This is a genomic window from Streptomyces ruber (genome assembly GCF_014648075.1).
GTDB classification, from domain to species: domain Bacteria; phylum Actinomycetota; class Actinomycetes; order Streptomycetales; family Streptomycetaceae; genus Streptomyces; species Streptomyces ruber.
In genome coordinates, this window is record NZ_BMQK01000004.1 from 114,373 (window position 1) to 127,950 (window position 13,578).

A 13,578-nucleotide genomic window follows, 5' to 3' on the forward strand; every position below is an offset into this window, starting at 1 on the left:
CCTCCCGACGTGTCCTCCGGCTCGGTGTCCGTCGAGGTCCCGGGTCTGCCGGGGCTTCTCGGGTCGTCGCTCACGCCCTCGCCTCCCCGCTGTCCCCGCCCGCCGAGCCCTCCTGCTCGGTGTGCGTCTGCTGGGTCCGCGCCTCCTCCAGGTCGTGCTGGTGGGCCAGCGCGTCCAGCCGGTCGGCCTCCAGCAGTTCGTGCACGGAGTTCATCAGCGTCTCCATGTCGACCACGCCTTCGTACTGTCCGCGCCGCCCCGTCACCGCCACGCGCCCTCCGGCGTCCGTGAGCACGGCCTCCAGGGCGTCGTGCAGGGTGGCGTCCCGGGTCACGGTGTCGACGACCGGTGTCCCCGCCCGGGCGAGGGACCCGCGGGCTCGCATGAGGTCGCCGCGCCGCAGCCACTTGTACGGCCGTCCGCGCCGGTCGAGCAGCAGGATCTCGTTGATGCCGCTGCCGCGGAAGCGGTTGAAGATGTTCTGCAGCGGGTCGTCCACGGTCACCGTCGGCACGTCGGTGATCTCGACCTCCCCGACCCGGGTGAGGTTGAGCCGCTTCAGCGCGGCCCCCGCGCCCACGAAGCCCGACACGAAGTCGTCCGCCGGGTTGGTGAGGATCGCCTCCGGGGTGTCGAACTGCGCGATGTGCGACCGCTCCCGCAGGACGGCGATCCGGTCGCCCAGCTTGATCGCCTCGTCGAAGTCGTGCGTGACGAACACGATCGTCTTGTGCAGCTCGTGCTGCAGCCGGATCAGCTCGTCCTGGAGGTGGTCGCGGGTGATCGGGTCCACCGCGCCGAACGGCTCGTCCATCAGCAGCACCGGCGGGTCGGCCGCGAGCGCCCGGGCCACGCCCACGCGCTGCTGCTGGCCGCCGGAGAGCCGGCGCGGGTAGCGGCCGTGGAACTCGCCCGGATCCAGCCCGACCAGGTCCAGCATCTCCTCGACGCGGTCCCTGATCCGCGCCTTGTTCCAGCCCAGCATCCTCGGCACCTGGGCGATGTTCTGCGCGACCGTCATGTGCGGGAACAGCCCGGACGACTGGATGGCGTACCCGATCTTCCGGCGCAGCCGCACCGGGTCCATGTGGGTGACGTCCTCGCCGTTGATGCGGATCCGGCCGCTCGTCGGCTCGATCAGCCGGTTGATCATCTTCAGCGTGGTGGACTTGCCGCAGCCGGACGGCCCCACGAAGATCACCGTCTCACCCGCCCGGATCTCCATGTTCACGCAGTCGACGGACGGCTGCGGGCTGCCCGGGTACCGCTTGGTGAGGTTCTCCAGCTCGATGGTGGCGCCGGTGTGCAGGACCTCGCCGGGCTCGGGGGACGCGGGGGACGCGGACGTCTCAGGCACGGATCCCCCTCGGGATGGTCAGCCGCCCGACGAGCACGTACGCGGCGTCGAACAGAAGTGCGAGGACGATGATGCCGAGCGTCCCGGCGAGCACCTGGTTCAGCGCGTTGCTGCTGCCGAGCGAGCCGAGACCGCGGAAGATCTCGTTGCCGAGGCCCGGCCCGGAGGCGTACGCGGCGATCGCGGCGATGCCCATCAGCATCTGCGTGGAGACCCGGATGCCGGTCAGGATCGGCGGCCAGGCCAGCGGCAGCTCCACGCGCACCAGCCGGGCGAGCCGTGACATCCCGATGCCCTTCGCCGCGTCCACCAGCGAGGGGTCGACCCCGCGCAGGCCCACGACGCAGTTCCGCACGATCGGCAGCAGGCCGTACAGGGTCAGCGCGACGACGGTCGGCGGCACGCCCAGGCCCACCATCGGGACCAGCAGACCGATCAGGGCCAGCGACGGGATGGTGAGGATGACCGACGTACCGGTCGTGGCCAGGCCCGAGGCCCAGCCGCTGTGATAGGTCGCGACCCCGATCAGCACCCCGATGACGGTCGCCAGGACCATGCACTGGAACACCGCGCTGGCGTGCTGCCACGCGTCCATGAGCAGTTGCTCGTGCCGGTTGCCCAGGTACTCCCAGAAGTCCACGCGGTCACCTCCGGTCTCGGGCCGGCCGGCCTCGGCCGCGTACGGGTGCTACGGCTCCTCGGCCGCCTGCTCCACCAGCGGGATGATCCGCAGGGGCACCGGGTTCTCCATGACGATGGCGGTGGCGGCCCGGACGATCCCATCGAAGCCGACGACCCGGTCGATCACCCGCTGGAGATCCGCGTTCGAGCGGGCCACCAGCCGGCACAGCATGTCCCCGCTGCCGGTCGTCGTGTGCAGCTCCAGCACCTCCGGCACGGTCGCCAAGTGCGCCCGTACGTCCGTCCCTTGCCCCTGCCGGATCTCCAGCGTCGCGAACGCCGTGACCGGGTAGCCGAGGGCCGCCGGATCGACCTGCGGACCGAATCCGCGGATGACGCCATTCGACTGAAGCCGGTCGAGCCGGGCCTGCACCGTGCCCCGCGCCACACCGAGCCGCCGGGACATCTCCAGCACCCCGATGCGCGGCTCGCGGGCCAGCAGCACGATGATCCGCCCGTCCAGACGATCGATCCCCACGGCAGCCTCCAGGACGATGCTCCTCCGGTGGTCATCCTGTACAGAAAGCCCGGCGGAACGGGACCTCCGCTATGCAGAATGCCCAGCCATCACGAGAACTATTGCGCACCTTGCGAGGCCGGGGTGACGCTTCGCATATGACGCAGACCACTGACCACACCCCCGAGAGCACCCGGCAGGCCGACCCCTTCCCGGTCAAGGGAATGGACGCGGTCGTCTTCGCCGTGGGCAACGCCAAGCAGGCCGCCCACTACTACTCGACCGCCTTCGGCATGCGGCTGGTCGCCTACTCCGGACCGGAGAACGGCAGCCGCGAGACCGCGTCCTACGTGCTGGAGAACGGCTCCGCGCGCTTCGTGTTCACCTCCGTCATCAAGCCCGCCGGCGACTGGGGCCGCTTCCTCGCCGACCACGTGGCCGAGCACGGCGACGGCGTCGTCGACCTCGCCATCGAGGTGCCGGACGCGCGCGCCGCGTTCCGTTACGCGGTCGAGCACGGCGCCCGCCCGGTGGCCGAGCCGTACGAGGTCAAGGACGAGCACGGCACCGTCGTCCTGGCCGCGATAGCCACGTACGGCAAGACCCGGCACACCCTGGTCGAGCGCACCGGCTACGACGGCCCGTACCTGCCGGGCTACGCGGCCGCCGACCCGATCGTCGAGCCGCCCGCCCACCGCACCTTCCAGGCCGTCGACCACTGCGTCGGCAACGTCGAGCTCGGCCGGATGAACGAATGGGTCGAGTTCTACAACAAGGTCATGGGCTTCACGAACATGAAGGAGTTCGTGGGCGACGACATCGCCACCGAGTACAGCGCGCTGATGTCCAAGGTCGTCGCCGACGGCACGCTCAAGGTCAAGTTCCCGATCAACGAGCCCGCCGTCGGCAAGAAGAAGTCCCAGATCGACGAGTACCTGGAGTTCTACGGCGGCGCGGGCGTCCAGCACATCGCCCTCAACACCAACGACATCGTGCAGACCGTCCGCACGATGCGCGCGGCCGGCGTCGAGTTCCTGGACACGCCCGACTCGTACTACGACACGCTGGGGGAGTGGGTCGGCGAGACCCGGGTGCCGGTCGACACCCTGCGCGAACTGAAGATCCTCGCGGACCGGGACGAGGACGGCTATCTGCTCCAGATCTTCACCAAACCGGTCCAGGACCGCCCGACCGTCTTCTTCGAGATCATCGAACGGCACGGTTCGATGGGATTCGGCAAGGGCAACTTCAAGGCGCTGTTCGAGGCGATCGAGAGGGAGCAGGCGAAGCGGGGCAACCTGTAGCCCTGGTCACGCCCGGGCCGGTGTGCCGCGGCCCCACGGAACCTGACGGCCGTGGGGCCGCGCGCCGTCACCTACCCAGGCAGGTCCACCGCCGGGCCCACCTCCGGCGGCTCGCCCAGGCGGGCCAGTGCCGTGCGGGCCGCCGGGGCGTGCAGGGGGGAGAAGTACGGGTTCACGCGCAGGGCCTCGGTGAGGTGGCGGCGGGCCGGGCCGTCGAGGCCCAGCGCGGCCTCGATGGTGCCCAGGTGGTGGAGGTACGGCGCGCCGCGCACCTCGCCCGTCCGGGTCCGGTCCGTCGCCCGTCCCGCGTACGGCAGCGCCTCCTCGTCGCGGCCCGCCCGGTGCAGCGCCCAGCCCAGCGCGTCCGCCACCGCGAGCCCCGGCTGCCGCCGCCACTCGGCCCGCAGTCCGCGCACCGCCACCTCCGGGTCGCCGTGGTCCGCCTCCAGCCGGCCGAGGACCAGCGCCCCGTTCACCCCGGCCGCCGCCTCCTCCCGCACCGCCGTGCGCACCGCCCGGTACTGCTCCCGGGCCGCCTCACGGTGCCCCCGCGCCTCGTACAGCTCACCCAGCTCCAGGGCGTAACCGGGCGCCGGGTAGCTCCGCAGCGCCGCCCGGTAGGCGCCCGTCGCCTCCCGTACGCGGCCCAGCGCCGCCAGCGCCCGCGCCCGCCCGGCCTGGGCGGCGTGCGTGTCGGGGGCATCGCGCAGCGCGGCGGCGCAGCAGCGCAGCGCGCGCTCCCGGTCGCCCCGCTCCCACGCCAGCTCACCCGCCCGCAGCAGGTGCGCGGCCCGCTCGGCCGGGTCCTTCGCGCGGGCGGCCGCGTCCGCGAGGACCGCCGCCGCGTCCTCGCGCGCCCGGCGGTCCCCCCGCGCACGGGCCGCGAGCGCCGGCACCACGGGGCCGGAGCGCAGACCGGACAGCCGGACCAGGAGCCGGCGGGCCGCCCGGTGGTCACCGAGCCCGTCGTAGGCGTCGACCAGCGGCGGGTACGACAGCCACCGGTCCGGTGCCAGGCGCACGGCCTCCTCGCCCCACCGCTTCGCCGCCCGGAAGTCGCGGCGCGCGACCGCCAGTTCCGCCAGCCCGCCGAACGCCTCGGGGTTCGCGCGCGGCCGCACCCGCAGCGAGGTGCGCAGCGCGTCCTCGGCGCGTGCGTAGTCCGCGAGCCCGCCCGTACGCCGGCCCCGCTCCCCGTACGCCGTGCCGAGCACCGCCCACGCCCGCCCGTCACTGGGCCGGTCGCGCAGGTACGGTTCCAGGTCGGAGATCAGCGCGACCAGGTCGGGCAGCGCGGCCGGCAGCCCGCCGGCGGCCACGGACCGCGCCCGCGCCTCGGGCCCCGCGGCCGGCCCGGCCGGTCTCCCGCTCCCGTCCGGCAGCAGCGTCAGCGCCCCGCCCGCCACGGCACACCCCAGCGCCGCGCGGACCAGCGTCCGCCGTCCCACCCGTCCCGCCCGTGCTTCGCTTCCCATGCCGCTCACTGTGCGTCCGGGCGGCCGCCGCAGCCCGGCACCGAAAGGCCCCCGCCGACGTATTCACACCGATGGCCGCCGGGTGTCACGCTCTGATCATGAGCCGTATCGAAGCGCCTCGCGACGAACTCACCGGCAACCTCCTCGACCGACTCCGCAGCGGCCTCCCCGCCGAGGCGGTCCTCACCGATCCGGACGTCACGGCCTCGTACGCGCACGACATGGCGAGCTTCTGCGACGCGGGCGCCCCGGCCGCCGTCGTCCTGCCCCGCACGGTCGAGCAGGTCCAGCACGTCATGCGCACCGCCACCGAGCTGCGCGTCCCGGTCGTCCCGCAGGGCGCCCGCACCGGCCTGTCGGGCGCCGCCAACGCCACCGACGGCTGCATCGTGCTGTCCCTCACCAAGATGGACCGCATCCTGGAGATCAGCCCCGTCGACCGCATCGCCGTCGTCGAGCCGGGCGTGATCAACGCGGTCCTCTCCCGCGCGGTCGGCGAACACGGCCTGTACTACCCGCCGGACCCGTCGAGCTGGGAGATGTGCACCATCGGCGGCAACATCGGCACGGCCTCCGGCGGACTGTGCTGCGTCAAGTACGGGGTGACGGCCGAGTACGTGCTCGGCCTGGACGTCGTCCTCGCCGACGGGCGGCTCATGTCCACCGGCCGCCGCACCGCCAAGGGCGTCGCCGGGTACGACCTCACCCGGCTCTTCGTCGGCTCCGAGGGCTCGCTCGGCATCGTGGTCCGGGCCGTCCTCGGCCTGCGGCCCCGGCCGCCGCAGCAGCTCGTGCTCGCCGCCGAGTTCGCGTCCACGGAGGCCGCCTGCGACGCCGTCTGCCGGATCATGGAGCGGGGGCACGCGCCGTCCCTCCTCGAACTGATGGACCATACGACGGTCAAGGCCGTGAACGACCTCGCGCACATGGGCCTGCCCGAGTCCACGCAGGCGCTGCTGCTCGCCGCCTTCGACACCCCCGACCCGGCCGCCGACCTCGCCGCGGTCGGCACCCTGTGCGAGGCCGCGGGTGCCACCCAGGTCGTCCCGGCCGACGACGCGGCCGAGTCCGAACTGCTCCTCCAGGCGCGGCGGCTGTCCCTCACCGCGCTCGAGGCGGTGAAGGGCACGACGATGATCGACGACGTGTGCGTGCCGCGCTCGCGACTCGGCGAGCTGTTCGAGGGCATCGGATCCATCGCCGCGAAGTTCCGGCTCACCATCGGCGTCTGCGCCCACGCGGGCGACGGCAACACCCACCCCACCGTCTGCTTCGACGCCGCCGACCCCGACGAGTCGCGGCGCGCCCGCGAGTCCTTCGACGAGATCATGAGCCTCGGCCTGGAACTCGGCGGCACGATCACGGGCGAGCACGGTGTGGGTGTCCTGAAGAAGGAGTGGCTGGCCAGGGAGCTCGGCCCGGTCGGCGTGGAGATGCAGCGGGCGGTCAAGGCGGTGTTCGACCCGCTGGGCATCCTCAACCCGGGCAAGCTGTTCTGACGCCCGTTTCACAGGGCGGCCCCGTAGCAGAACGGTGCTCGAAAGGGGTGGGTACGGCGGGAGGGGGCGAGACTCCTGCGCCGGTCTGGTAGATGTGGTGACCTCTCTACCAACTTCCGAGCAGATACGGGACGACGGCCATGAGCGCCCCCACTCCGGCCCCAGGCGACGACAGGCCCCGCGACGGGTACTACCCGGACCCCTCCATTCCTGGATACGTCCGGTACTGGAACGGCGCCGCCTGGGTGCCGGGTACGAGCCGCCCGGCACCCGCCGACGGCGAAACGCTCGCCCCACCACCGGGCGCACGCCCCACCGAACCGGCACCCGTGGAAGAAACGGGTCCGCACTTCTTCGACGAGGACCCGCAGCCCGGCGGGACGCCCGCGCCCGGCACGGCGGGGTCTACCGGGTCCGGTGCGCCGACCGGGTCCGGTGCGTCGGCCGGGTCCGGTGTGTCGGCAGGGTCCGCCTCCTCTGCCGGGCTGACCGGGGCTGCCGGTCAGGCCGCGTCCGGCGGGTCGGCCGGGGCCGCTGGGCATGTGGCATCCGGCGGGGCGGCTGGGCCGGCCGGGGCCGGCGGGGCGTCCGGGTTCGGCGCATCTGCTGGTCATGCCGCGTCCAGTGGGTCGCCAGGGGCGGCCTCGTCCGCCGGGGCCGCCGGGGCCGCCGGGTCTGCCGGGCACGTGGCATCCGGCGGAACGGCCGGGCATGCCGCATCTGCCGGTCACCCCGCGTCCGGTGGGGCGCCGGGCGCGGCCTCGTCCGCCGGGGCGGCCGGGCCCGCCGGGTCCGCCGCACCCGTGGGGCCCACCGCCCCCACCGCCCCCGCCGCGCCGGCCACCTCCACCGGTGAGCCGGAGCAGGCGCCCCCGGCCGGGGGCCCGCACGGTGGCAGGCCCGAGCCCGCGTCCGCGTGGGGTGCCGACCGTGCCCGGCAGTCCGGCTTCGGCGGTGACCAGGACCGCAGGGTCTCCTGGGGCGCGCCCCGGGGCGCCGACCCGCGCAAGCCGGCCGCGCAGCAGGAGGGCGCCGGCGAGGCCGCGCGTACGGCGGGCGACGACGGCCCGGCGGCCGCTCCTCCCGCGCAGGCGCAGGACCAGGACGCCCAGCCGGGCACCTTCGTGTTCCGCCGCCCGGCGGCCGGCGCACAGCCGCAGGCCCCCGAGGCCGCGCAGCAGGAGGGCACCCTCACGTTCCGGGCCGTTCCGCGCGCCCGGCGGCAGGGCGGGAACACGGGCGCCCCAGCCCGGGCCGGGGACCGGACACCGCCCGCGGCACCGTCGCCCGCCCGGCCGACGACCCCGGCCGGCCCGCAGCAGGCTCCCCAGCCGGTCCCCCAGCAGGTCCCGCAACAGGCCTCCCAGCAGGTCCCGCAACAGGCCTCCCAGCAGGCGGCCCCGCAGGCACCCGCCCAGACTCCTCCGCCCACCCCCGGTCACCAGCAGCCCGGCGGCGGCCCCGTCCCCACGCCCATGACACCCGGCCCCGGCGGCGGCCAGCACTCCTGGGCCCAGCAGGTGCACCACCTCGCCGCCGGCGGTCCCGCGGCCGCGGGCACCCCGGCCGGCAGCGGCGACCAGCCCGTCGCGCCCTGGAAGCCGGTGGTCCAGGACCCGTTCGCGGCCGCGGTCCTGAACCAGGCCGCCGCCCGGCCGGCGGGTCTCGGCAAGCGGCTGGCCGCCCGGCTGCTGGACACCCTCGTCGTCGGCGCCGTCACCGCCGTGGCCGCGGTGCCGCTCGGCGGCAAGGCCCTCGACCACGTCAACGGCAAGATCGACGCGGCCAAGCTCTCCGGCGAGCAGGTCACCGTCTGGCTGCTCGACGGCACGACCTCGGTCTACCTCGGCATCGTGCTCGCCGTGCTGCTCGTCTTCGGCGCCCTCTACGAGGCGCTGCCCACCGCCAAGTGGGGCCACACGCTCGGCAAGAAGCTGCTCGGCCTGGAGGTCCGGGACATAGAGGGTCACGAGCCGCCGTCCTTCGCCCTCGCCCTGCGCCGCTGGCTGGTCTACAGCGTGCCGGGCGTGCTCGGCATCGGGATCGTCGGCGTCCTGTGGTGTCTGTTCGACCGGCCCTGGCACCAGTGCTGGCACGACAAGGCGGCCCACACGTTCGTGGCCGGGCGGTCGTAGGCCGCGCCGGCGCCGGTCCCGTACCTGATCCCGTACTCCGGACGGCCTCCCGCCGGATGCGGAGCCGGAGGGTTCGCGGTCGACTCGGGCCATGAGCACCGAACCGCCGCCCCCCGGCTCCGGTCAGCCCCCGGACGACGACCCGTTCCGGAAGCAGCCCCCTCCCGCCGGGGGCAACCCGTACGGGGCGGGCGGCCCCGGCGGCCCGTACGGCGGCGGCCCGTACGGCGGCGGCCCGTACGGTGGTGACCCCTACGGCAGCGGACCGTACGGCGGCGGCCCCCACGGCGACGACCCCCTCGCCGGGATGCCGCCGCTCGCCGACGGCGGCAAACGGGTGCTCGCCCGCGTCATCGACATGATCCTCGTCGGCGTGGTGCTCGTGCTGCTGGGCTGGGCCCTCTTCCGCAGCACGATCTACTCCATCGACGCGGACGACCTGGACCACGGCCGCAACCTCGGCCACGAAGTGCTCGCCGCCGTGCTCTACATCGCGTACGACACCTTCTTCACCGCCCGCAACGGGCAGACCCCCGGGAAGCGGCTGATGCGGCTGCGCACGGCGGAGCTCGGTGACGGCTCCACGCCCTCCGTGCGGGTCGCGCTGGTCCGCGCGGCCGTGCTGTGGATCCCGTTCGCGTTCTGCTGCGCCTGCTTCTGGATCGCGATCACGGGCGGCTGGAGCTTCTTCGACCGGCCGTACCGGCAGGGCCTCCACGACAAGGCGGCCCGGACGGTGGTCGTCAGTACCGGTTGACCGCCCGCGACGCGGACAGCGAAGCCTCCTCGCGCCGGGCCGGCGCGTCCTGCTCCGCGGAGGACGCCGCCGGGACCGGGCGCCCCCGCCCGGCCGTCCGCGGCTGCGGGACGGTCATCGCGACGAGCAGCCCGAGAGCGAGCGCGGCGACCGCTATCAGGACGATCGCGGCGCCCGAACTCGTCTGGGACAACAGCAGCATGGCTAGCGTGGACAGGATCACGGTGCAGGAACCGTAGGCGAGCTGTGCGGTCGTCGGACGAGGCATGGCAATCGTGTCCTCGGGTGGGGTCTCCCCGTGCCTCTCTCAAGGGGGAGGGGGCGGATATGGCGAAGCGGATATACGAATCAAAGGTGTGGCAACGGTGTCGGCTTGGCAATCCGCCGACAACAGGCAGTTCCGCCAATCGACTCTATTCGCCAGGGTGCCCGAGGGGAACCGGAGGTAAGCACGAGCCCGGCCCCGGCCGCGGTGCATGGGGGGCGCACGGAGTCATCCTGTCCAGCAACCGGACGGAATCGCGCGCCGGTTCGAAACACGGCGGAAACGTCCGGATAACGGACGGGTGTCTCGCATAACGCACTTGTCTTGTTCAAGTCAAGGTCTGTTTTTTCGCTCGAAAGTCAGATCGAATGACGTCACTTGGCTACACGCGTATACCGCGCGCGGATCCCCCGTCATCAGGACCGGACCCCCCTTCCGCGCGACCGGACGCGGGGGAGGACCTCAAGTGACGAGTAGACCCTGGACGTTCAGGGCGGCCGCCGTCGGCGTCGCGTTCGCGGCGACCGCCGCGACGTTCTCCACCTTCACGGTGGCGCAGGCCGCCGAGGGTGCGGCCCCGGCCGCCGTGGAGCGGCAGGACCCGGCGGAGCACCAGCACGTCGAGCACGACCTCGAAGGGCCGCTGAGCAAGACTCAGGAGGCCCAGCGCGAGGAGGCTCTGCGGCAGGTCATATCCGGCGAGGCCGACGTGCAGAGGCGCGACGGCTCGCAGGTCGTGGAGCTGAAGGGCAAGGACAAGGGCAAGGGCAAGAAGGACAAGAGCAAGTACGTCGAGCTCGGCCGCGAGAAGACCGACAAGATCTTCACGATCCTCGTCGAGTTCGGTGACCAGATCGACAGCCGCTACGGCGGCACGCCCGGCCCGCTGCACAACCAGATAGCCCAGCCGGACCCGGCCCAGGACAACTCCACGGCCTGGCAGGCGGACTACGACCGCGAGCACTACGAGAACCTGTACTTCGGCACCGGCAAGAACACCGAGTCGATGAAGAAGTACTACGAGAAGCAGTCCTCGGGCCGCTACTCGATCGACGGCGAGGTCAGCGACTGGGTCAAGGTCCCCTTCAACGAGGCCCGTTACGGCAACAACGCCTGCGGCCAGTCCACCTGCAACAGCGTGTGGAACGTGGTCAGCGACGGCCTCACCGCGTACGTGGCCGACCAGAAGGCGGCCGGCAAGACCGACGCCGACATCAAGGCGGACCTGGCCCAGTACGACCAGTGGGACCGCTACGACTTCGACGGCGACGGCGACTTCAACGAGCCCGACGGCTACGTCGACCACTTCCAGATCGTGCACGCCGGCGAGGACGAGTCCGCGGGCGGCGGCGCGCAGGGCGAGGACGCGATCTGGGCCCACCGCTGGTACGCGTTCGGCACCGACGCGGGCGCCACGGGCCCCGAGGGCAACAAGCTGGGCGGCACCCAGGTCGGCGACACCGGCATCTGGGTCGGCGACTACACCATCCAGCCGGAGAACGGCGGACTCGGCGTCTTCGCCCACGAGTACGGCCACGACCTCGGTCTGCCGGACCACTACGACACCGCGGGCGGCGAGAACTCCACCGGTTTCTGGACCCTGATGTCCTCGGGCTCCTGGCTCGGCACGGGCAAGGGCGAGATCGGCGACCTGCCGGGCGACATGACCGCCTGGGACAAGCTCCAGCTCGGCTGGCTCGACTACGAGACGGCCAAGGCCGGCAAGAAGTCGGACCACAAGCTGGGCGTAGCCGAGTACAACACCAAGAACCCGCAGGCCCTGGTGGTCGAGCTGCCGGAGAAGACGGTCACCAACGAGATCGTCGAGCCCGCGCAGGGCGAGTCCCAGTGGTGGAGCGGCAGCGGCGACGACCTGTCCAACACGCTGACCCGGACCGTGGACCTCACGGGCAAGTCCTCCGCCGCCCTCACCCTCGACGGCTGGTGGGACATCGAGGCGGGCTACGACTACCTCTACACCGAGGTCTCCACCGACGGCGGCGCCAACTGGACGGCCGTGGACGGCACCGCGGACGGCGAGCCCATCAGCCGGGACGGCAGCGGCAAGCCGGCGCTGGACGGCTCGTCGGGGACGTACAAGAAGCTGGAGTACCCGCTCGACGCGTACGCGGGCCAGGAGATCGGCCTGCGCTTCCGCTACCAGACGGACGGCGGGGTGGCCCAGAAGGGCTTCGCGGCCGACTCGATCACCGTCACCGCGGACGGCTCCGCCCTCTTCACGGACGACGCGGAGAGCGCGGACGCGGCCTGGACGGCGGACGGCTTCTCCCGGGTCGGCGCGTCCATCACGGACGACTACGCCCAGTACTACATCGCCGAGAACCGCCAGTACGTGTCGTACGACAAGGTCCTGAAGACCGGCCCGTACAACTTCGGCTGGTCCACGACGCGTCCGGACTGGGTGGAGCACTACCCGTACCAGAACGGCCTGCTGATCTGGAAGTGGGACACCTCCCAGGCGGACAACAACACCAGCGTGCACCCGGGCACCGGCCTGGTCCTGCCGGTGGACGCCCACCCGGAGGCGCTCCGCTGGAAGGACGGCACCCTGATGCGCAACCGGGTGCAGGCCTACGACTCGCCGTTCAGCACGTACCGCACGGACGGCATCACGCTGCACCAGGCGGGCGCCGCGACGAAGATCCCCTCGAAGAAGGGGGTGTCGACGTTCGACGACAGCCGGAACACGTACTACGACGAGTCGAACCCGACCGGTGGCGTCAGGATCACTGACACCAACACCAAGATCAAGATCGTCAAGGAGGCCAAGGACGGCTCCACGATCTCGCTCCAGGTCGGACCCGCGCGGAAGTAGTTAGCGTTCTCGCAGGTCAGACGCGTATCGGCCGCGGCCCCTTGGCGGGTCGCGGCCGATCGTGTTCAGATGCGTCCTGTGGTTCTCTTATTGACACCGGTACGCACAGGGATGTGACTTCATGGCCGCAGGAGGTTTCTGCAAGCTGCCCAGCGGCAGTGTGGTGGTGGCGCTGAACCTGCCCAGACCGGGCGCCGACGGCTCCGGCGGAGTGCGCGTGCTCGTCCACGCGGCGAACCGCTCCAGGGCCCTGACCCGGCTGCGCAACCTGGGGCTCCGCCCGGTCTACCTGCGCGGCAACATGGCCCCGCCCACCCCCGACGAGATCACCGCGGTGCTCCACCATCCCGACGGCCTCATATGGCGCACGGCCCCCACCCCGGAGACGGTGACCGTCACGGAACTCTGGCACCCGATCAGGGCACTGCTGGGCCGGCCCGCGGCGCCCCCGGCACCTGCGTAACGGCTCCCGGCACCGGCGTAACGGCTCCCGGCACCTGCGTAACGGCTCCCGGCACCGGCGGGGCGGCCTCCCGGCACCGGCGTAACGGCTCCCGGCACCGGCGGGGCGGCCTCCCGGCACCGGCGGGGCGGCCTTCCAGCACCTGCGGGGCGGCCCCCCGGCACCCGCGGGGCTGCCCCCCCCCGGCACCCGCGGGGCTGCCCCCCCCCGGCACCCGCGGGGCTGCCCCCCCGGCACCCGCGGGGCTGCCCCCCCGGCACCCGCGGGGCGGCCTTCCGGCACCGGCGTAACGGCCCCCGGCACCCGCGGGGCGGCCTTCCGGCACCGGCGTAACGGCCCCCGGCACCCG

The 13,578-nt window shown here is 73.0% G+C and carries 11 protein-coding genes and 1 pseudogene; 7 read left to right on the forward strand and 5 right to left on the reverse strand.

The window, feature by feature from the left end; all coding sequences use genetic code 11:
• Nucleotides 1-70: 70 nt before the first annotated feature.
• From IEZ04_RS11860 to IEZ04_RS11870, 3 genes are read right to left on the reverse strand one after another with little or no spacing between them, the layout of a single operon-like run.
• Nucleotides 71-1,357 (reverse strand): betaine/proline/choline family ABC transporter ATP-binding protein, encoded by a 1,287-nt coding sequence (locus IEZ04_RS11860; RefSeq protein ID WP_229820990.1) that lies wholly within the window; start codon nt 1,355-1,357, stop codon nt 71-73.
• Nucleotides 1,350-1,997 (reverse strand): ABC transporter permease, encoded by a 648-nt coding sequence (locus IEZ04_RS11865; protein ID WP_189216755.1) that lies wholly within the window; start codon nt 1,995-1,997, stop codon nt 1,350-1,352. Before IEZ04_RS11865 ends, IEZ04_RS11860 begins: the two co-directional genes overlap by 8 nt.
• Nucleotides 1,998-2,045: 48 nt before the next feature.
• Complete coding sequence (locus tag IEZ04_RS11870) at nt 2,046-2,516, reverse strand: Lrp/AsnC family transcriptional regulator (protein ID WP_189216756.1); 471 nt, start codon at nt 2,514-2,516, stop codon at nt 2,046-2,048.
• A 137-nt stretch (nt 2,517-2,653) separates the two neighbouring features.
• Here IEZ04_RS11870 and hppD point away from each other — a divergent pair, with 137 nt between their 5' ends.
• On the forward strand, nt 2,654-3,799 hold the full coding sequence (hppD, locus tag IEZ04_RS11875) for a 4-hydroxyphenylpyruvate dioxygenase (RefSeq protein ID WP_189216757.1): 1,146 nt from the start codon (nt 2,654-2,656) through the stop codon (nt 3,797-3,799).
• A gap of 71 nt (nt 3,800-3,870) precedes the next feature.
• Here the strand turns inward: hppD and IEZ04_RS11880 are convergent, their stop codons facing one another.
• A complete protein-coding gene (locus IEZ04_RS11880; RefSeq protein ID WP_189216758.1) occupies nt 3,871-5,274 on the reverse strand; it encodes a tetratricopeptide repeat protein in 1,404 nt (467 codons plus the stop codon).
• Nucleotides 5,275-5,366: 92 nt separating this feature from the next.
• On the opposite strand from IEZ04_RS11880, the gene IEZ04_RS11885 reads away from it, so the two are divergent.
• From IEZ04_RS11885 to IEZ04_RS11895, 4 genes and pseudogenes are all read left to right on the forward strand, one after another.
• A complete protein-coding gene (locus IEZ04_RS11885; protein WP_189217128.1) occupies nt 5,367-6,773 on the forward strand; it encodes an FAD-binding oxidoreductase in 1,407 nt (468 codons plus the stop codon).
• Between the two features lie 140 nt (nt 6,774-6,913).
• Nucleotides 6,914-7,009, forward strand: a pseudogene (locus tag IEZ04_RS34755) (DUF2510 domain-containing protein); the annotation flags it as partial.
• Between the two features lie 567 nt (nt 7,010-7,576).
• On the forward strand, nt 7,577-8,908 hold the full coding sequence (locus tag IEZ04_RS11890; RefSeq protein ID WP_229821026.1) for an RDD family protein: 1,332 nt from the start codon (nt 7,577-7,579) through the stop codon (nt 8,906-8,908).
• Between the two features lie 91 nt (nt 8,909-8,999).
• Complete coding sequence (locus IEZ04_RS11895; RefSeq protein WP_189216760.1) at nt 9,000-9,665, forward strand: RDD family protein; 666 nt, start codon at nt 9,000-9,002, stop codon at nt 9,663-9,665.
• On the opposite strand, the gene IEZ04_RS11900 is transcribed toward IEZ04_RS11895, so the two are convergent.
• Entirely contained in the window at nt 9,652-9,933 is a 282-nt protein-coding gene (locus IEZ04_RS11900) for a hypothetical protein (protein ID WP_189216761.1), read from the reverse strand. The genes IEZ04_RS11895 and IEZ04_RS11900 overlap by 14 nt on opposite strands.
• Nucleotides 9,934-10,396: 463 nt before the next feature.
• On the opposite strand from IEZ04_RS11900, the gene IEZ04_RS11905 reads away from it, so the two are divergent.
• Both IEZ04_RS11905 and IEZ04_RS11910 read left to right on the forward strand, forming a co-directional pair.
• Nucleotides 10,397-12,766: an immune inhibitor A domain-containing protein gene (locus tag IEZ04_RS11905; RefSeq protein WP_189216762.1), complete on the forward strand. Its 2,370-nt coding sequence runs from the start codon at nt 10,397-10,399 to the stop codon at nt 12,764-12,766.
• A gap of 121 nt (nt 12,767-12,887) precedes the next feature.
• Complete coding sequence (locus IEZ04_RS11910) at nt 12,888-13,229, forward strand: hypothetical protein (protein WP_189216763.1); 342 nt, start codon at nt 12,888-12,890, stop codon at nt 13,227-13,229.
• The last annotated feature ends 349 nt before the right edge of the window (nt 13,230-13,578 follow it).